We start from the raw sequence: 19500 nt of genomic DNA, 5'->3' as shown, positions 1-19500 counted from the left end.
GGTCGAGCGCCTGATGGCCGAACTCGGCCTTCACGGCGTCATTCGCGGCAAGCCGATCCGCACCACGGTGCAGGACAAGGCCGCGCCATGTCCACGCGACCATGTGAACCGGGTGTTCCATGTCCGGCGCCGAACAGGCTCTGGCTCTCGGACTTTACCTATGTCAGCACCTGGTCGGGCTTCGTCTACGGGCCTTCGTCATCGACGCCTACGCCCGTCGCATTGTCGGCTGGCGAGTGAGCAGGACCGCCCATGCGAGCTTTGTCCTCGATGCTCTCGAGCAGGCGCTGCACGAACGGCGCCCCGTTCATCGCGGCGGTCTGGTTCATCACTCCGACCGCGGATCGCAATATGTCAGCATCCGCTACACAGAGCGTTTGGCGGAAGCCGGCATCGAGCCCTCCGTCGGCAGCGTTGGAGATTCCTATGACAATGCTCTCGCCGAGACGATCAACGGCCTCTACAAAGCTGAGGTCATCCATCGGCGCGGGCCATGGCGAAGCTTCGAGGCCGTCGAGTTCGCCACTCTGACCTGGGTCGACTGGTTTAACAATCGACGGCTGCTGGAGCCCATCGGCAATATCCCGCCGGCCGAAGCCGAGGAACGCTACTACGCCATGCTGGAAGAACCGGCCATCGCGGCGTAACTTAAACCAAAAGGCCTCCGCAAACCCGGGCGGTTCAGTTCAAGGTATCAATGAGCGGCAAGGGCAATTGCTATGATAATTCGGCCGTCGAGCGTCGCGTGTCCTCTCGGACCGATGGCGTTCACACGCTCCGTCTTCAAGTCGCTGAAGGCCGAACTGGTCTGGAGACGCGAATGGCACACCCGGCGCGATGTCGAGATCGCCCTCTTCGAATACATCAACGGCTTCTACAACCCGCGCCGCAAACACTCAGCCCTCGGCTGGAAATCACCCGTGGCCTTCGAGCAGAGGGACGCTTAACATCAGCATACGACCGGAACAAAAGCGGTGTAGGTCCAGTCTGCCGCCTGCTGAATGATGACGCTGCGTAAGGCCAAGACATGCTGCGCCAAGGGGCCGAGCGCCATGGCGAAGTGCTGCGCACTGCGCTTTCTCGCTCTTCACCGGCACGAAGCGCATCATTGGTCGCGGCCCGCCTTGTAAGACGCGCCTCGGCATCGGCAGCGTCATCCCTCTGTCCATTGACGAATGGCGTCCTGCAGGCTAGCGGGACAGCCCCTCTCATGTCCCAGGCTCGCGGCCTTAGAGCGACGACGCCGTAACTGCAAGCGCCGCGCCTAAGGCGCGCGAACACCGAAACAGAAAATCGTTGTCCTCGGAAAATTTTGCAGGGCGGTCTTGACACCCGGAAAGGGCATTCTAGATGAGATAGTGCAGATCGCTGGTAGGGGGTCTGCAGCCGGAAATTCCGGTTAAATCATCAACTTATACCCATGTTGCTCAATGGAGGACGTGGCTATGAGAACCACATTCGACTTTTCACCGCTTTTTCGGTCAAGCGTTGGCTTTGACCGTATTCTGAACCTGCTGGAAAACACGGCCCGCGCCGACACGGCGGAAAACTGGCCCCCCTACGATATCGTCCGGGAGGCCGAGGATCGCTATGCCATCAGCATGGCGCTTGCGGGCTTCAGCGATAATGACCTCACCCTGACTCAGGACGGAAATGTGCTGATTGTTGCCGGTCGCAAAGAGGCGGACGACAACGCGCAATACCTGCATCGCGGCATTCCGGCGCGCAGCTTCGAGCGGCGCTTCGAGTTGGCCGACGACGTTCATGTCGAGGGTGCTTCGCTGACCGATGGTCTTCTGACGGTGTCTCTGATGCGCGAAATCCCCGAGGAGAAAAAGCCGCGGCGCATCGAGATCGCGCGGGGCAGCGGCGAGCACACCAAGCCTGCCCAACAGGCGCGGATATCGGCCGCGAAATCCGCAAAAGCGGCGGCCCCTCAGCCCGAGCCCGCCGCGGCCTGATCTGACATCGACCCGATATCGGCCATGTCCCGCTGGCATCGGTCCGGCCGATGCCAGCCTTGGGCGGGCCATGCGCAAAAACAGGAGACAGAAAAATGAGCGTTCGAGATCTTATTCCGCAAAACTGGACCCGCAATCTGCCCTGGTGGCGTGGCAATGACACCCCGTCGGCAGAGCCCGTTCGTGATCCGTTCGTAACCTTCCATCGCGAGGTTGATCGTCTGTTTGACGATTTTTTCCGGTCTTTCGGCACCCCATCGCCGGTCTTCTCTGGTGGCAATGGGTGGATGGGAGCAAACTGGCCCAGCGTCGAGATTTCCGAGACTGACAAGGCGATCGCGGTCACTGCCGAGCTTCCCGGTCTGGAGGAAAAGGACGTGGAGGTTCTGCTGGAGGACGGGCTGCTGACGTTGCGGGGTGAAAAGACCACCTCGACCGAAGACAGCAAACGCCGCTTCAGCGAGCGTGTCTATGGGCGGTTCGAGCGGCGCATCCCTCTGCCAGCCGGCATTGACGAGGGGGCCGTCGAGGCCTCGTTCCGCAATGGGGTGCTGACCGTGACCCTGCCCCGAACCGAGACGGCGCAGGAACAGGTCAAACGTATCCCGTTGAAAAGCTGACATTGCGGGCCGGGATGACCCGGCCTGCACCTTCGCGGTCCCAAAGCATCGGAGGATGATATGCAACTTGTAAGTGCAGAGCGTATTTCCCCCGCATCGCAGGGCAGTGCGGGGCTTCTGCCGCAAGGCAAGGGCAAGGGCAAGGCCAGCTATGCCTCCAGCCTGCCGACAGAAAGTCTTGCCCGGATCTGGAAGCCGTCCCGGTCCGCGACCACGTCGGGCCGCGCACGTAGCGATGAGTGGCGCCTGCGGATCGAGCGTCAGTCCGGCCCCGAGCTTGAGCCCCTGATGGGCTGGACCTCGGGCACGGACACGGCGCATCAGGTTGAGCTGACCTTTCCCAGTCTTGACGCGGCGATCCGACATGCCGAACGGCTGGGCATAGCCTATGAGGTGCACCTGCCGCCGGGCGAGGCCGAGGCCCGCCGCAGGGAACAGGCGGCCGAGCGTCAGCGTCACGCCCATGCTGCACGGCTGCGGCGTTTCTCTGACCGGACACTTGACCGGCTGGGCCTTGGACAGCACCGCGACGCCTATCGAGATGCGCTTGCATCCCCAGCGGACAGCGCCAGAGAAGGCGCCGCCCCGATGGAGGTGGCACGCGATACCAGCCTGCCGCTGGATGTGCGCCGCTCGATCCTGATGAACATGGCGTTCAACGAATATCTTCAGGATCAAGCGACCTCGGAAGGCATGCCCGAACACCACCGCCAATCGCGGCTGGACCAGGTGGAAACCGCGCTGCGGGCCCTTGAAGGGGCCGGGGACCAGCAGCAGGTGGCCTGAGGGGTGCGCGCCATGGATCCGTTTGTCGCGCTTGAATGTCAGGCCGTCATGCCCGACCGCTTCGGGTTGGTTCTGGCTGCGGCCGCGCGTGCCCGAAGCCTGCGCGAGGATGCGCGGGCAGGGTTGGATGACGTAGATGAAAACGCGGTAGATACTGCGCTGCGTGACATCGCGCTTGGTGTCCTGGGGCCCGATGAACTTCGCCCCTTCCTGCCGCCGTCGCAGCCGCTGCGGCTGGCGAAACACAACTGACGATCGACAGAAAGGAGGTTGAACGATGATTGCACACTGGATCTCAGACCGTCGTGATATCCGTTATCGCATCGCGGCCGGGGCCTCCATCGTTGCGGGGCTGCTGATGGCTGCGTTGCCGCTGATGCTTTCGCTGCCCCCTGCCGCCTTCTGGAACAGCCTTGTCACGGGCGCAGCGATTGTCGCGCTGACGGTGTGGCTGGTATTGACGGGCCATCCCATTGCTGACCGCCTGTTGCTGGTGGCTGGACTGTGGGTTGCCCTCAGTCCATGGACCACAGCCGCCGGCTACGCCGTCTGGCTTGCCGCGCTGCATGTCATGGGCGGCCTTGCTCTGGTTGCTTGGACCGGTGCGCGGATCTGGTCCGCCAGCGGTTCGGGTGGACCTCGGACCGCCTGATTTCCGGTGCCGGCCCCGGCCTCCGGGACCGGCTTTTTCATGCAGGAGAACCCCATGCCTTTGTCACATACGGCCCGCACGTGCTGGCTGGTCATGCTTTTTGCCCTGTTGATTGCGCTGTTCACGCCCTTTCCGACAAAGGGCGAGACGGCCTTTGCCCTTGATGAACGAGGGCTGCTGACCGCAGCTCCGGTGTTGGAACGCGTGACGCCGGCAATCGTCAATATCGCAACCCGAACCGAGACGCAGGTCAGCGCCAACCCCCTTTTCAACGACCCTTTCTTTCGCCGTTTCCTTGATCTTCCGCCGGGGCTGGTGCCCGATGCCCGCAATCAGGTCCGCATGAGCGCCGGATCAGGCGTTATCGTCGATGCTGATAAGGGCTATGTCTTGACCAACCATCACGTTATTGCCAATGCCAGCGCCATCACCGTCACGCTGAAGGATGGCCGCGCGTTGGAGGCCGAGTTGATCGGCAGTGATCCCGGCACCGATATCGGCCTGCTTCGCATCGACGCCGATGGCCTGACTGAAGTCGAGATCGCCGATTCAGACGCCGTTCTGGTGGGTGATCACGTGATGGCCATCGGCAACCCCTTCGGGCTGGGTCAAACCGTGACATCGGGCATCGTCAGCGCCCTGGGACGCAGCGGCATCAGTCGCGACGGCTATGAAGATTTCATCCAGACCGATGCCTCGATCAACCCCGGCAATTCGGGTGGGGCGCTGGTTGACAGCCGGGGCCGGCTGATCGGTATCAACACCGCGATCCTGACCCCGGCTGGCGGCAATGTCGGCATCGGCTTTGCTGTACCCTCGAACATGGCGATCTCGGTCATGGAACAGCTTATCCAACATGGTGAAGTACATCGCGGCCTGTTGGGTGTGACCATACAAGAGCTGACGCCCGAGTTGGTCGATGCCATGGGGCTGGAGAACGGCAACCGGCGTGGCGTGGTCATCGCCAGCATCGAGCCCGACTCGCCCGCGGAAGAGGCCGGGCTTGAGGTCGGGGATGTCGTGATTGCGACGGATGGGCGGCCTCTGCGCAATGCCGCCGACCTGCGCAACCGGATCGGGATGCTTTCGGTCGGTGACGAGCTTGTCCTGTCGGTTCTGCGTGGCGACGAAAGCCTTGACCTGACAGCCAGGATCGGCGAACAGCCCGAACGCACGGCGGGCTGGATCGAGAACACCGCGCTTGCCGGGCTGTCGTTCCGGGAGGTCGCCGGTCCCGGCGGGCGGCAAGCGCTCGAGATCGACGCCGTGGCACCCGGTAGCCTTGCCGCATGGCGCGGGTTCCGCGTGGGGGACATCATCCTGTCGGTCAATCGCCAGCCGGTCCGCTCGATCGAGGATTTGCAGCGTATCGTGCCCGAGGGACGAACGACATTGGTGGTCGAGATGTTGCGCGACTCTCGGCGTATGCTGGTGGTCGTTGAAGGATGATCGTGCAGCGGCGGGCCGGATTGCGTGCCCGCCGCTGACAGCAGCCCGCTGTTACCCGCGACGCCCCCTCGCACCACTGAATGAAAACCTGTTTTTATCGTTTTTGTTCAACACGTCACGAGGACGATATCGACAAAGGCGATGGCTGGCGGAAACCCTTGCGCGCCACCTGAATCGGCCCGGACGTGGGCACCTTGAACAGAGCCGCCTGCGTCCTAGATCTTGCAAAGCGCAGGCCCGGACTGCGCGCCAGACCGACTGCTGAAGGAGGGTTCCGCCATTCTGGCTGCTCTCGCCCTGTGACATAGGTCGCTGACAGGCGACGGGCAGCTTCAGACAGATCGCGGGGACAAGCCACGCCCAAAGGGGTGGCGCCGCGCCGCTCCGGATGCTGCTCCATTGTCAACGCTTTGCTCGAACGAGGAGGTATTGTCGATGAAGATCGCCCAGATTGCCCCGCTTGCGGAACGCTGTCCGCCGCGCCTTTATGGCGGGACCGAGCGGATTGTTTCCTATCTGACCGAAGAACTGGTGCGTCAGGGCCATGACGTCACGCTGTTCGCCAGCGGAGATTCCCTGACCAGTGCCCGGCTGGTGCCCTGCTGCGACATGGCGTTGCGCCTGAATCCCAAGGTCGTCGACCCTCTGCCCTATCACATGATGATGCTGGAGCAGGTTCGCCAGTGTGCAGATGAGTTTGACGTGCTGCATTTCCATATCGACCTGCTGCATTATCCGATGATCAGCGGTTTCGCCGACAAGGTCGTCACGACCCTGCATGGCCGGCTGGACCTGCCGGATCTGGCGCCCTTCTATACGATGTTCAGGGACTATCGGCTGGTCTCGATCTCGGACGATCAGCGCAGGCCCATGCCGCCGGTGAACTGGGCAGGCACGGTCCATCACGGGTTGCCGCGCGATGTCCTGCCGTTTACCCCGCACCCACAGGGTGGCTATCTGGCTTTCCTTGGCCGGATCTCGCCCGAGAAACGTCCTGACCGGGCGATCGAAATCGCGGCCCGCGCCGGAATGCCCCTGAAAATGGCGGCAAAGATCGACAAGGCGGATCAGGCCTATTGGGACGACGTGATCGGACCCATGGTGGCGCGCCATCCGAATGTCGAGTTCATCGGCGAGATCAACGAGCATCAGAAAGCCGAATTCCTTGGCAATGCCCAAGCGCTGTTGTTCCCCATTGATTGGCCCGAGCCCTTTGGCCTGGTCATGATCGAGGCGATGGCCTGCGGGACGCCCGTTATCGCCTTCCGTTGCGGCTCGGTGCCCGAGGTCATCGACAATGGCGTCAGCGGCTTTGTCGTCCGCGACATGGATGCGGCCGTTGATGCCGTCGGGCGGCTGGGTGAACTGGACCGGGCAAAGGTCCGCGAAACCTTCGAAAGCCGCTTCACGGTCGAGCGGATGGCGAATGACTATGTGGCCCTCTACCGCGAACTGCCCCACATGCGGCGAAACATGCTGCGCAGTGCCGGGATTGCCTCGGTCATGGGGCAGAATGGCGGGCAGCAGATCCATGCCTGAGGAGACAAGCGCCATGACGCATGTTCATGCCGAACAGGGGCTGTTGGCTCCGGGGGCCCCGGACGGGGCCTCGCAGATCCTGATGCCGGTGGCGACCTCGTTGCAGGACCGGCGCCCGCGCACGCTGAAACACGGTGATACATTCGCTGTGTTTGACCACAATGGCGATGCCGTGTCGTGGCCGGGCAGTCCCGAGGGGCTGTTTCACCGCGACACGCGCTATCTGTCGCATTTGCGTCTGACGATCGAGGGCCTGCCGCCGATGCTGCTGTCCTCGACCCTGCGCGACGACAATGCGACGCTGACCTGCGATCTGACCAATCCCGATATTTCGGATGGCAACGGGCAGATCGCGCTGGAACACGACCTGCTTCATTTGCGGCGGTCGCGTTTTCTGTGGCGGGCGGCCTGCTATGAACGCCTTGCGCTGCGCAATTTCGACGAACGCCCGCACCGGATCACCCTGAAACTGGCCTTTTCGGCCGATTTCGCGGATCTGTTCGAGGTCCGGGGCGCACGGCGCGCAAAACGGGGCCAGATGCTGCCGCCGCAGGTCGAGGGCGACCGGGTCACGCTGGCTTATTGTGGGCTTGATGGGCAGCGCCGGACGACAACGCTGCGCTTTGACCCCGCGCCGCAGCAGCTGGGCGCGGATCATGCGACATTCGTTCTGGACCTGAAGCCGGGTCAGGCGTGGACCGTGGTTATGGAAATCGCCTGTGACAGGTCCGATGGCGGACCGCTGCGGCGCAGCTTCGGCACGGCGCTGCGCGATTCACGGACTGCGCTGCGCCGCTCTTCGGGGCGGGCCGCTGCCGTGGACAGTTCGAACGAGATCTTCAACGAGGCGGTGCGCCGATCGGTCTCGGACCTGTATATGCTGGTCACGGATACGCCCGAAGGTGCCTATCCCTATGCCGGCATCCCGTGGTTCAGCACGGTCTTTGGCCGCGATGCGCTGATCACCGGGCTTCAGACGCTGTGGCTGGACCCCGCAATCACCCGGGGGGTATTGCTGCACCTGGCGGTCAATCAGGCAAGCGATTACGACCCGATGGCCGATGCTGAGCCCGGCAAGATCCTGCACGAGGTTCGCTATGGCGAAATGGCCGAGCTGAGAGAGGTGCCGTTCCGCCGCTATTACGGCAGCATCGATTCGACGCCGCTTTTTGTCATGCTGGCCGGCGCCTACCTTGAGCGGACAGGCGATGTCGTGACGCTGCGTCGGCTGTGGCCGCATATCGAGGCGGCCTTGTCCTGGATGGAAAAGGACGGTGATCGCGACGGCGACGGCTTCATCGAATATGGGCGGCGCAACCCCGAAGGTCTGGTCAACCAGGGTTGGAAGGACAGCCACGATTCGGTCTTTCATGCCGATGGCGCGCTGGCCAAAGGGCCGATCGCCTTGGCCGAGGTGCAGGCCTATGCCTATGGCGCATGGCGCGCCGCCGCTGCGATCGCCCGCGCAATCGGCCGCCCCGAGACGCAGGCCGCCGGCTTCGAGCAGCGGGCCGAGGCATTGCGGTCGGGTTTCGACGCGGCATTTTTCGATGACGCTCTGGGGACCTATGTGCTCGCTCTTGATGGCGACAAGCGTCCCTGCCGGGTTCGCAGTTCGAATGCAGGCCATGTGCTGCTGACTAGGCTGGCGCTGCCCGAACGCGCCGAAGCGGTGGTCAGGACATTGACGGATTCTGCCAGCTTCTCGGGCTGGGGGGTGCGCACGCTGGCTTCGACCGAGGCGCGCTATAACCCGATGAGCTATCACAACGGCTCGGTCTGGCCCCATGACAATGCGCTGATTGCCGCAGGTTTCGCCCGCTATGGGTTCAAGCGCGAGGCCGCACGGATCTTTGAAGGTCTGTTTGCCGCATCGACCTATATCGATCTGCGGCGGCTGCCCGAGCTGTTCTGCGGCTTTGCTCGCCAGCACACACGGGGACCGACCTTCTATCCGGTGGCCTGCTCGCCTCAGGCATGGGCCGCGACGGCGCCGCTGTTCATGCTGCAATCCTGCCTGGGCCTTGGCTTTGACGCGGATCAGGTCCATATCCGCTTTGACGGGCCGGTTCTGCCGGCCTTTCTGGAAGAGGTGACCATCCGCAACCTGGTCCTTGATGGCGGCTCGGCGGATGTGATGCTGCGCAGATCGCGCTCGCAGGTGGTGGTCGATGTGCTGCAACGGCGCGGCCCCGTGCGGATCGTAACGACAGCGTGACTTTTCGGGGACAACCCCATGTTCCGTCAGGGCCGGGTGCAGAATGGCCGGTTGATCGTCTGCAGCGCTGCAACGGCGGAGATGTTCATCGCCAGCGATGGCTATGATGTAAGTGTTCAGAGAGGCGAGAGGTTCACTCGTTTCATTGTAAGCGCGACGACTTGGCCCTATGCGGCGAGGCTTGACGGCTGCACGAAGCTCCAGGGCATGAGTTGCTCAATGCGAGCTTTTGAATGGCCGTCGAGGATGGCGCGCAGGGTGGTAGCGAGGTAATCGACGGGGTTCACGTCGTTCATCTTGCAGGTCTCGATGAGCGAGGCGATGACGGCCCGGTTCTCGGCCCCGGCGTCGTGGCCTGCAAAGAGGGCGTTCTTGCGGTTCAGGGCAATCACCCCTTCACTCTGCCCATGTCGGTGAGGAACTGGAGGTTCATTACCGCTGGCATCCTTATTTTGGTCACAAGGTTTGCATTCGGCGCGTTGAGCAACGGGCGACAGGCCAGTTTCTCCAGGTCTTGGGCCCAGCAGGCGTCGTCGTGACGATCGCCAGGTGGATGGTTGATCCGGTTGTTTGCGCCTGCATGACCATGGGATCGCCGCAGGTGGATATGGAGATGAACCTGCAACTGCACCACGTGGTGTCGGACATCACTGGCACCACCGGCATGCGGATCATCCGTGCCATTGTTGCCGGCGAGCACGACCCGGAGGTGTTGGCCGCGTTCCGTGATATCCGCTGCCATGCGTCTGCTGAGGTCATTAAGGCTGCCCTTGTCGGCAATGACCGGGACGAGCACATCTTCGCCCTGAGCCAATCGCTGGACCTCTACGACCTCTATCAGGTCAAGATCGAGGAGTGTGATCGCAAGCTGGAGGCCGCGGTCGCGGGGTTGACCGTCAAGGCCATTGGAGACGTTCCCGCCCTGCCCAAGGCACGGATCAAGCGCAAGCAGGTCAATGCTCCCTCCTTCGATGTGCGAGCGGCCTTTATGGCGTTCTTGGCACAGACCTCACCCAGATCCATGGGCTGGGTCCTTCGCTTGCCCTGAAGCTGGTTGCAGAATGCGGCACGGACTTGCTAGCGTGGAAAAGCGCAAAGCACTTCACGTCCTGGCTATGCTTGGCACCAGGCAACAAGATATCGGGTGGCAAGCTGCTGTCGTCGCGCACCCGGCGCTCCTCCAGCCGAGCTGCAGCACTCTTGCGCCTGGCCGCCACGACGATCGGGCGCAGCGACACTGCTTTGGGGGCGTTTTATCGACGCCTGTCGTTCCGGATTGGCAAGCAAAAGGCGGTGACCGCCACGGCACGGAAGATCGCCGTTCTGTTCTATAATGCTGTGCGCTTTGGCATGACCTACCGCGATGCGGGCGCGGCAGCCTATGAGGAACGACGCCGCAGCCGTGTTCTGGCGAACCTGCAACGACGCGCCAAGACACTCGGCTTTGCCTTGACGCCCTTGCGCGACACTGAGGCTGTTTCTTAGGAAGGCAGCTCAGTTCTTCGCGAGCCAAAAGCCGCGAGGTTCATGCCGGCACCCCTCACAGACAGGGTTGCCACCAGCTGCGTCGGCCACGCCGTTTACGATCGAAACGTAAGCCGTTGCTTCATGCCCGTAAACAAAGCAGGGACGTTTACAGAGCTTGCCTTTGCTTTCAGCAAGCGGGCAGGATTGCAAATCCGTGAAGACCGGTTCGATTCCGGTACCCGCCTCCAAGGTTTCCCTGAAATCCGATGCCGTCAGGCCTTGGTTTCGCGGCGGAAGCGGACGGAGAGCTGCCAGGGCGCGCCGAAGGTCAGCCACAGGGCGGAAATCCACCATAGCGCGACCATCGCCCAGACATCGACCGCCATGCGGCGCGCGATGCCCTGGTCCAGGGGGTTCATCTGGAAGGCGTCGCCCAGCACCGACAGCAGCACGCAGGCCAGGAAGGAAAACAGCCCGCCCCGGCCGATCTGTTGCAGCGCCGTCCCCAGGCGGCTGGCGGCCATGCGCTCCATGATCCCCGCCAGGGGCACGGCGACCAGCCAGCTTGCGCCCATGATCGCCATGTAGCGCGTGCCGTCCAGATCCCACTTGCCGATCTCTCCGCCATAGACCAGGCGCAGCGCGTCCCGCAGAGGCAGCGCGGGTTCGCCGAACTTGGCGGCGATGACGATGGCGCTGCCGAAGGCGAACATGCCCGCCGACAGAATCGTCAGCAGCCGCCTGTGCGGCATTAGGACCGGCATGACCTGCTTGCGGAACAGGCCCATGGCGATGCCCGAGAAGAACAGCATCTGCCAACCGAAGGGATTGAACAGCAGCCCGCCCAGCCGGTGGTTTGGCACGAAGGCGTTCAGGACAGGGGCAAAGCACCACAGGACAAACGATCCCGCCGCGAAGCTGATCGGATGGCGCAGCAGCAGCGGCACCAGCACCGGGACCGAGGCCAGCAGGATCACATAGACGGCCAGCACGTCAAGCAGGTTCGGCTGCAACCACATGCTTGCCAGCACGCCGAAGAACCCGACCGGGTTTTCCAGGATCCACACCGCGTATTGGTGCCAGATCGCGGTGTGGTCCATGTCCAGGGCCAGCAGCCCGGCCGAGACCAGGGCCATCAGCAGCCCGCCGAACACCAGGGCGCGCCACACCTCGAACGCGCGGCGGGCGAAACGCCATTGCGCGGCGCGGCGGCCGTGCTTCGTCTCGACGGACAGCCAGACCATGCCGACCAGGAAGCCCGACAGCAGCACGAACAGTTCCGCCGCGTCGAAGATCGCGAAATTGGCCAGCGTGAACCGCCGGAGGGCCGAAATCGGCATGTGATCCAGCATGATGCAGACCAGCGCATAGCCGCGCAGCATGTCCAGGGCGATCAGCCGGTTCATGAGGGAAGGACGCTCCACTGCCGCAGCAGGGCGGCGTCGGAAACCAGGGCGTCGGTCTCGTCGCGGGTCAGATAGTCCAAGGCCTGCGCCCGGCTGCGGGCATGGGCGATCTTGGCGGCGGCGGTGATGCGGGCCAGGCGCTTGTCCTCGGGCAGGACCGGGTCTTCGGGCAGCAGTGCGACATGACGGCCGATCCGGTCGGTATCGCCGCCGAAATCCAGCAGACCCGCCGCGCCCTTCAGCGGCCGGGGCATGGCCCTGACGACAGCGTTCGCATCCGAGAGGATCGCCGGGGGATCGCGCTCCTCGGGCGTGACCAGCAGGCCGCGCATCCGCGCCCAGCGGCCGAAGACCGGGCTGGCGGAATAGCGCGAGGTGACGGGCGACAGGATCAGCCCCGCCAGGATCGGCGACAGCCAGATCAGTTGCGCGGGCGAGAACTGCGCCAGCACGATCAGCGTGCCGATGCCCAGCATGACATGGACCCAGTGCCGGGCGATCACCACGTTCCAGTCGGGCATGGATCCGGCCCGGACCTGCGCGTTCCAGCCGCTGTCCCGCCCGCGCAGGATCTCGTAGATCTGGCGGGTCTGGATCAGCATCTGCACCGGGGCGATCAGCGCCGAGAGCAGGATCTCGAACAGGGAACTGGCGAAGATCCGAACCGGACCGCCGGAATTGCGTGCCAGGGGGCGGATCCAGGCGCGGAAGGTGGCGATCAGCTTGGGCAGCAGCAGCAGGGCCATGGCGGCCGCGAACAGCCACAGCATCCGCCGGGCGTCGAAGACCGGCCAGTCGGGAAACAGCTGATAGGTGGTCGGGAAGTATTCCGGCGTGGACAGCAGCACCGTCGCGGACAGCACCAGGCCCACCAGGATCAGCGCCAGCCACAGGGGGCTCATCGCGAAGCCCAGGATGCCGATGGCGAAATGGGCCAGTGTGATGGCGCGGGCGCCGCGCATCCCGAACAGGCGGGAATGTTGCAGGTTGCCCTGCGCCCAGCGGCGTTCGCGCGCGGCCATGTCCAGAAGGGTGGGCGGGCAGCCTTCGAAGCTGCCGCGCAGGTCGTGGTCCAGCCGCACCTTCCAGCCCGCGCGGCACAGGGCGGCGGCTTCGACGAAATCGTGGGACAGGATGGTGCCGCCGAAGGGCGGCTTGCCGGGCAGGCGCGGCAGCCCGCAGGCCGAGGCGAAGGCCGACATGCGGATGATCGCGTTGTGGCCCCAGAAATTGCCGGTATCGCCCGACCAGGCGGATACCCCCCGCGCGATCATCGGGCCATAGACCCGGCCCGCGAACTGCGTCAGGCGGGCGAAGATCGTCTCGCCCCCCACCAGGATCGGCATGGTCTGGATCAGCGCCAGCCGGGGATCGGCGTTCATCCGCGCGGACAGCGCCCGGATCGTCGCGCCGGTCATGATGCTGTCGGCGTCCAAGACGACCATCTGTTCATAGCGCCCGCCCCAGCGGCGCACGAAATCGCTGATATTGCCGGTCTTGCGGTCCTCGTTGGTGATGCGGCGGCGATACCAGATCGGCAGGGGCGACAGCTTGCGCGCGGCGTCGATGACCAGCGTCTCGTTCACGGCGATCACCGGGTCACGGCTGTCGGACAGCACGAAGATCTCGGTCCGGCCCGCCATTCCCTCGCGCTCAAGCTCGCGCGCCAGGGCGGTCAGCAGGCCGATGCTTTTCTGCGCGTCCTCGTGATAGATCGGCATCACCACCGCAAGGCGCGCATCGTTCGGGCCATCGGGCGTCGTCAGGCGGGACGCGAACAGCCCGGCCAGCACGTTGCAGAACGAAAAGCCGACCCAGGCGAAGGTGGGCACGAACAGCACCAGCAGCGCCCATTGCATCGGCGTCGGGTTGTCGCCGAAGGTCCGCAGCATCTGCTGGAAACCGACGAAGGCGATGGCCGCGGTGCCGCCAAACGCCACCAGCCGCGCCAGCCAGACGCGCCAGCCGTTCCGCTGGCGTGGAAAGGCCAGCCGCGGCGGCGCGCCGAAATCCTGCACCGGCATGGCCAGAGGAGATTCGGGCGGCGTGGCCGAGGAAACCGCCGGATCGCCGGAACGCGGATCTGCGGGGCTCATGCGGTCCAGCGCGCCAGCCAGGTTTCGCTTTGAGCCACGCCCTCGGGGCTGGTCAGCACCGCCTGCAAATCCGCCAGAGTCGCGGCGCCCGGTTCGAATTCGAAGGCCAGCCGCAGCACGCCCTGATCCACCAAAGGCTTCAGATAGGCATGGATGATCGTCCCCGCCGAGGTCGTGACCTTCGATTCCGGCATCGCGTCGGTGAACAGGGACAGGTCGAAATCCACGATGACGCTGCGCGCGGCGGGGGAATTGATCGACCGCCCGCTGCGCACCTGCCGCACCTTGGCCAGGGGCAGGTCGTTGGCGGGCAGCGGCGCGAAGATCAGGCGATACTGGAATTCGTGGCGCTTGTCGCGGGCCAGCGGCTCCTTGGGGATCCAGCAGCTGACGATATTGTCGTTGAATTCGTTCTCGACGGGGATTTCGACCAGCCGGACCTCGCCCTCGCCCCAGTTGCCCTCGGGTTCGATCCAGGCCGAGGGGCGCAGGTGATACAGCGCCTCGGGATCCTCGAAGGCGTCGAAATCGCGGCTGCGCTGGACCAGCCCGAAGCCGCGCGGATTGTTGTCCACGAAGGACGAGATCTGCAACGTCTTGTGCGCGCCCAGCGTGCGCCACAGCGCCTGGCCGGCGCCGGTATGCATCTGCAGGCCGTCGCTGTCATGGACGGCGGGGCGATAGTCGTCCACCGCGCGCCGGCTGGCGGGGCCGAACCAGAACATCGAGGTCAGGGGCGCCAGCCCGGTGTTTTGCAGATCGACGCGCGGGAACAGCGCCACGCGGGTGCGCACCACCGTCACCGCGCCGGGATTGACATCGAACTGATAGGCGCCCGCGACCGACTTGCTGTCCAGCACCGCATAGATGCGCACCCAGTCCGACCCGTCGGTCGGCTCCTGGATCCAGAAATCGGTGAACAGCGGGAATTCCTCGCCATCGGGGCTGCCGGTCTTGATCGCCAGCCCGCGCGCGGACAGGCCATAGATCGTGCCGCGCGCCACCGCACGGAAATAGGTCGCGCCCTGAAAGACCAGGAATTCGTCCATCACGCCGGGGCGGTTCAGGATCGTGCGCAGGCGAAAGCCCGACCAGCCCATCTGGCCCTTGGTCTGCACATCCGCGCCATCGGGAAAATGCGACGGGTCGAAGTCCAGCATCGAGGGGTCGAATTCCAGCCGGTGCGGCACGCCGTCGCGCACGATGCTGATATTGACCGGCTCATAGAAGATCGCGCCGGGCGGCAGCAGATCCATGCCGAAGCGCGGATTGCCCGCGAAGGGATCGCGGTCGCGGCGGAACCGGATGGCCCGATACTGGTCATAGGTCAGGTTCGCGAAACTGCCCACCTGTTCGGCCACCGGCTGTTCATAGACGCGGGTGGCGCGTTCCGCCGCAAGGGCCGCGACCTCCTCGAATCCGAAGGTGGTCGGCGGCGCGGGCGGAGGGGTGTCGGTCCCTGCCCCGGCTGGCGCCGTTCCGGCCGGTGCTGTCTGCGCCTGCGCGGGCGTGGCGACAAACGCCCCCCCTGCGGCCAGGGCGGTCGCTGCGTTGAGAAAATGACGGCGTTTCATATCAGGTGATGCTTGCCAAAAACCGTTTCATTATAAGGATGCTGCGGTGGCGCAGCAAGGCGCAAGCCGAAGCCCGCGGGGCCAGTCCGGGCTGGCGCGGCAGCCCCGTCCCTGCCCGGTTTCGCGGCTTTCCGCCTATTGCTGCGCCAGCCATTCGGTAATGGGGCGGCGCAGGTTCGGCTGGCCCGAATCCAGCCGTTCGTCGATCAGCTTGCGCAGGTCGGCCAGCGAGACCCTGCGGATCAGGTGCTTGACCGGCCCGATCGAGGCCGGACGCATCGACAGGCGCGGAATGCCCAGGGCGGCGAAGGTCAGCGCCTCGACCGGGCGGCCCGCATCCTCGCCGCAGAAGGACAGCGGCACGCGCGCCTCCTCGCAGCGGGCGATGATCTGGCGCAACAGCAGCAGGAAGGACGAGCTGAGCGTGTCGTAACGCCGCCGCACCCGTTCGTTTTCCCGGTCGGCGGCAAAGAAGAACTGCTTCAGGTCGTTGCCGCCGATGGAAATGAAATCGCACATCTCGAAGAACTTCTTGGGCGCGAAGGCCAGCGACGGCGTTTCCAGCATCGCGCCCACGCGGATATCGCTGGGCATCGGATGGCCGACGCGCTGTTCGCGCGACAGCTCCTGCATGAGGATCTTATAGGCGGCCTCGTATTCGCCGATATCGGCGATGAAGGGGAACATGACATGCAGCGGCCGTCCGACCGACGCGCGGATCAGCGCCTGCAACTGCATCCGCAGCACGCCGCGCTTGTCCAGGCCCACGCGGATCGCGCGCCAGCCCATCGCAGGGTTCGGCTCGTCCTGCGGCTTCATATAGGGCAGAACCTTGTCCGACCCGATGTCCAGGGTACGGAACATCACCGGCTTGCCCTGGGCGTTGTCCATGACGCGGCGATACAGTTCGGCCAGCTCGCCCCGGCGGGGGACGTGATTGCGGATCAGGAACTGCAATTCGGTGCGGAACAGGCCCACGCCCTCGGCCCCCGAACCGGCCAGGGACGGCAGGTCGGCCATCAGCCCCGCGTTCATGTAAAGCTGCACGGTCGTGCCGCAGGTGCCCGTGGCAGGCAGCCCGCGCAGGCTGGCATAGCGGTTCTGCGCCTCGGCCTGCATGGCGATCTTGTCGAGAAACGCCTTGTAGACCGATTCCTCGGGGCGCAGGTGGACAATGCCCTGATCACCGTCGACCAGGATCGTATCGCCGTTCAGCGCCTCGGTCGTGATGCGAGAGGCGTGGATGATCAGCGGGATCGCCAAAGCCCGCGCGACGATGGCCGCGTGGCTGCCGACCGACCCTTCCTCCAGCACGACGCCGCGCAGGCGCCGGCCGTATTCCAGCAATTCGGCGGGGCCGATGTTGCGGGCGACCAGGATCGGGTTGTCGGGCATTTCGGCGCCGGTATTGGTGCCCTGCCCGGTCAGGATGCGCAGCAGCCGGTTCGACAGGTCGTCCAGGTCGTGCAGCCGGTCGCGCAGATAGGGATCGGCCGACATCTCCAGCCGGGCGCGGGCGGCGGACTGTTCCTTTTCCACCGCGGCTTCGGCAGACAGGCCCAGGCGGATGTCCTCTTCCATGCGCTTCAGCCAGCTGCGCGAATGGGCGAACATGCGATAGGTTTCCAGGACGGCGGTATGTTCGCCGTCGCCGCCCATGTCGGCGGCCGCGACCATCTTGTCCACGGTATTGCGCAGCATCGCCACACCCTCGTGCAGGCGCGCGATCTCTCGGTCGGGATCGTCGCCCACCGGGTTGGTGACGACCACGCGGGCCTCGTGCAGCCAGACCCGCCCTTCGGCCGCGCCCTCCTGCCCGGCGGACCCCCGGATCATCAGCGGGAAACGGTGCTTGGGCGGCAGGCTGTCGGCCTGGGTGCCCTGGAAGGCGCCCAGTTCGGTCATTTCGGCCAGCACCATGGCGACGACTTCCAGGCCATAGATCTCGTCTTCGGAAAACAGCCGCGCCTCGCGGCACTGCACGACCAGAACACCCAGCTTTTCGCCGACCCGCTGGATCGGCACGCCCAGGAAGCTGGGAAACACCTCCTCGCCGGTTTCGGGCATGAAGCGGAAACCGGGTTCCGAGGGCGCGTCGGCGGTGTTCACATAGCGCCCGGTCCGGGCCACCCGGCCCACCAGCCCCTCGCCCAGGCGCAGGCGGGTGCGGTGGACGGATTCGGGGCGCAGTCCCTCGGTCGCGCACAGTTCCAGGGTGTTGGGATCGCGGAACAGATAGATGGAACAGACCTGCGTTCCCATCGAATCGGCGATGTGATGGGTGATCTGGTCAAGCCGGTCCTGGCCGCCGCCGGGGGCGCCCAGGATTTCCTTCAACCGTCGCAACAGCTTGCGTGAATCGCTGTCCTTGCGGTCTTGCATCGCCTGCCTTGCCCTGCCTTGCTTTTGCCCGCAGATGCCGTCCGGCACGCCGTGGCGAAGATATCAGGCCGCTTCCAGGCCAAAGGCATCATGCAGCGCCTGCACCGCCAATTCCATATATTTGCGGTCGATCAGCACCGAAATCTTGATCTCGCTGGTGGCGATGACCTTGATGTTGACGTTTTCATCGGCAAGCGCCTTGAACATCTTCGCGGCAACGCCCGCATGGCTGCGCATCCCGATTCCCACGACCGAGACCTTGGCGACCTCGGTATCGACGACCAGTTCGTCATAGGCGATGTGGCCCGCAGCCTTCGCCTCTTCCATGGCGCGCTTGGCGCGTTCGACCTGGTTGATCGGCACCGAGAAGGTCATGTCGGTCACCGAACCGGGGTGATCCTCGTAATCCTTTTCGGAAATGTTCTGGACGATCATGTCGACGTTCACGCCGGCATCCGCCAGGGGCGCGAAGATGGCGGCGGAAATGCCGGGGCGATCCTCGACCGTGACCAGGGTGATCTTGGCCTCGTCGCGGGACGAGGCGACGCCGTTGACGACTTTGGATTCCATGATTTCCTCCTCGGCACAGATCAGGGTGCCCGAATTTTCGTCCGTGTCCTCGAACGAGGATAGCACGCGCAACCGCACCTTGTAGCGCATCGCAAGCTCGACCGACCGGGTTTGCAGCACCTTGGCGCCCAGCGAGGCCAGTTCCAGCATCTCCTCGAAGGCGATCTTGTTCAGCTTGCGGGCCTTGCTGGTGATGCGCGGGTCGGTCGTATAGACGCCGTCCACATCGGTATAGATGTCGCAGCGTTCGGCCCCGAAGGCGGCGGCGAAGGCCACGGCGGTGGTATCCGACCCGCCCCGGCCCAGCGTGGTGATGCGCCCGTCGGGGCCAAGCCCCTGGAAGCCCGCGACGACGGCGACCTTGAAGCCCTCGGCGAATTTCTGGTCGATATTGGCGCGCGGAATGTCCACGAAACGCGCGGCGGAATGCTGCGCGGTGGTGTTGATCGGCACCTGCCAGCCCTGCCAGGACCGCGCGGGCACGCCCATTTCCTGCAAGGTCAGCGCCATCAGCCCGGCGGTCACGTTCTCGCCCGAGCTGACGACGGCATCGTATTCGCGCGCGTCGAACAGCGGCGAGGTCTGCTCGACCCAGCCCACCAGTTCGTTGGTCTTGCCCGACATGGCGCTGACGATGACGATCACGTCATAGCCGCGCTCGACCTCGCGCTGGACCTTGGTGGCGGCGTTCTTGATCCGGTCAAGATCGGCCACGGAGGTTCCGCCAAATTTCATCACCAGAAGCGGCATCGCGGGGTCTCCGACCTGGGGTTGCCTGTT

The 19500-nt window shown here is 64.6% G+C and carries 15 protein-coding genes and 3 pseudogenes; 12 read left to right on the top strand and 6 right to left on the bottom strand.

What is annotated here, in order from left to right; all coding sequences use genetic code 11:
* From ACTJI6_RS16030 to ACTJI6_RS15985, 10 genes and pseudogenes are all read left to right on the top strand, one after another.
* Window positions 1–647: pseudogene (locus tag ACTJI6_RS16030) on the top strand (IS3 family transposase); the annotation flags it as partial.
* A 38-nt stretch (window positions 648–685) separates the two neighbouring features.
* Window positions 686–947 (top strand): annotated as a pseudogene (locus ACTJI6_RS16025) (IS3 family transposase); the annotation flags it as partial.
* 498 nt (window positions 948–1445) lie between these two features.
* Window positions 1446–1961 (top strand): Hsp20 family protein, encoded by a 516-nt coding sequence (locus ACTJI6_RS16020; RefSeq protein ID WP_440802043.1) that lies wholly within the window; start codon window positions 1446–1448, stop codon window positions 1959–1961.
* Window positions 1962–2056: 95 nt separating this feature from the next.
* The gene (locus ACTJI6_RS16015; RefSeq protein ID WP_440802042.1) at window positions 2057–2581 is read left to right on the top strand and encodes an Hsp20/alpha crystallin family protein; all 525 of its coding nucleotides are present in this window, start codon (window positions 2057–2059) and stop codon (window positions 2579–2581) included.
* Between the two features lie 60 nt (window positions 2582–2641).
* Complete coding sequence (locus tag ACTJI6_RS16010; protein WP_440802040.1) at window positions 2642–3367, top strand: NADH dehydrogenase ubiquinone Fe-S protein 4; 726 nt, start codon at window positions 2642–2644, stop codon at window positions 3365–3367.
* 12 nt (window positions 3368–3379) lie between these two features.
* Complete coding sequence (locus ACTJI6_RS16005; RefSeq protein ID WP_440802038.1) at window positions 3380–3619, top strand: DNA-directed RNA polymerase subunit omega; 240 nt, start codon at window positions 3380–3382, stop codon at window positions 3617–3619.
* 25 nt (window positions 3620–3644) lie between these two features.
* On the top strand, window positions 3645–4019 hold the full coding sequence (locus ACTJI6_RS16000; protein WP_440802037.1) for an SPW repeat domain-containing protein: 375 nt from the start codon (window positions 3645–3647) through the stop codon (window positions 4017–4019).
* Window positions 4020–4058: 39 nt separating this feature from the next.
* Complete coding sequence (locus tag ACTJI6_RS15995) at window positions 4059–5468, top strand: DegQ family serine endoprotease (protein ID WP_440802035.1); 1410 nt, start codon at window positions 4059–4061, stop codon at window positions 5466–5468.
* Window positions 5469–5903: 435 nt separating this feature from the next.
* On the top strand, window positions 5904–7007 hold the full coding sequence (locus ACTJI6_RS15990) for a glycosyltransferase family 4 protein (protein WP_440802034.1): 1104 nt from the start codon (window positions 5904–5906) through the stop codon (window positions 7005–7007).
* Window positions 7008–7020: 13 nt separating this feature from the next.
* Window positions 7021–9225 (top strand): amylo-alpha-1,6-glucosidase, encoded by a 2205-nt coding sequence (locus tag ACTJI6_RS15985; protein ID WP_440802033.1) that lies wholly within the window; start codon window positions 7021–7023, stop codon window positions 9223–9225.
* Between the two features lie 167 nt (window positions 9226–9392).
* Here the strand turns inward: ACTJI6_RS15985 and ACTJI6_RS15980 are convergent.
* Window positions 9393–9614: pseudogene (locus ACTJI6_RS15980) on the bottom strand (transposase domain-containing protein); the annotation flags it as partial.
* A gap of 146 nt (window positions 9615–9760) precedes the next feature.
* Between ACTJI6_RS15980 and ACTJI6_RS15975 the strand changes: the two are divergent.
* Together ACTJI6_RS15975 and ACTJI6_RS15970 are read left to right on the top strand one after the other, a co-directional pair.
* The gene (locus ACTJI6_RS15975) at window positions 9761–10273 is read left to right on the top strand and encodes a hypothetical protein (RefSeq protein ID WP_440802031.1); all 513 of its coding nucleotides are present in this window, start codon (window positions 9761–9763) and stop codon (window positions 10271–10273) included.
* Complete coding sequence (locus ACTJI6_RS15970) at window positions 10243–10710, top strand: transposase (protein WP_440802046.1); 468 nt, start codon at window positions 10243–10245, stop codon at window positions 10708–10710. Before ACTJI6_RS15975 ends, ACTJI6_RS15970 begins: the two co-directional genes overlap by 31 nt.
* A 254-nt stretch (window positions 10711–10964) precedes the next feature.
* On the opposite strand, the gene opgC is transcribed toward ACTJI6_RS15970, so the two are convergent.
* From opgC to ACTJI6_RS15945, 5 genes are all read right to left on the bottom strand, one after another.
* Entirely contained in the window at window positions 10965–12098 is a 1134-nt protein-coding gene (opgC, locus tag ACTJI6_RS15965) for an OpgC domain-containing protein (RefSeq protein WP_440802029.1), read from the bottom strand.
* On the bottom strand, window positions 12095–14194 hold the full coding sequence (gene mdoH / locus ACTJI6_RS15960; RefSeq protein ID WP_440802026.1) for a glucans biosynthesis glucosyltransferase MdoH: 2100 nt from the start codon (window positions 14192–14194) through the stop codon (window positions 12095–12097). The genes opgC and mdoH overlap by 4 nt, the downstream gene beginning before the upstream one ends.
* The gene (locus ACTJI6_RS15955; protein WP_440802025.1) at window positions 14191–15768 is read right to left on the bottom strand and encodes a glucan biosynthesis protein; all 1578 of its coding nucleotides are present in this window, start codon (window positions 15766–15768) and stop codon (window positions 14191–14193) included. The genes mdoH and ACTJI6_RS15955 overlap by 4 nt, the downstream gene beginning before the upstream one ends.
* Window positions 15769–15903: 135 nt before the next feature.
* Entirely contained in the window at window positions 15904–18150 is a 2247-nt protein-coding gene (gene ptsP, locus ACTJI6_RS15950) for a phosphoenolpyruvate--protein phosphotransferase (protein ID WP_126156043.1), read from the bottom strand.
* A 63-nt stretch (window positions 18151–18213) separates the two neighbouring features.
* A complete protein-coding gene (locus tag ACTJI6_RS15945; RefSeq protein WP_126156042.1) occupies window positions 18214–19470 on the bottom strand; it encodes an aspartate kinase in 1257 nt (418 codons plus the stop codon).
* Window positions 19471–19500 lie beyond the last annotated feature (30 nt).

Source organism: Paracoccus sp. 22332, assembly GCF_052045125.1.
Lineage (GTDB): Bacteria > Pseudomonadota > Alphaproteobacteria > Rhodobacterales > Rhodobacteraceae > Paracoccus > Paracoccus haematequi_A.
Note: the sequence above shows the minus strand (reverse complement) of the source record. Positions and strands in the feature narration are given on the sequence as shown.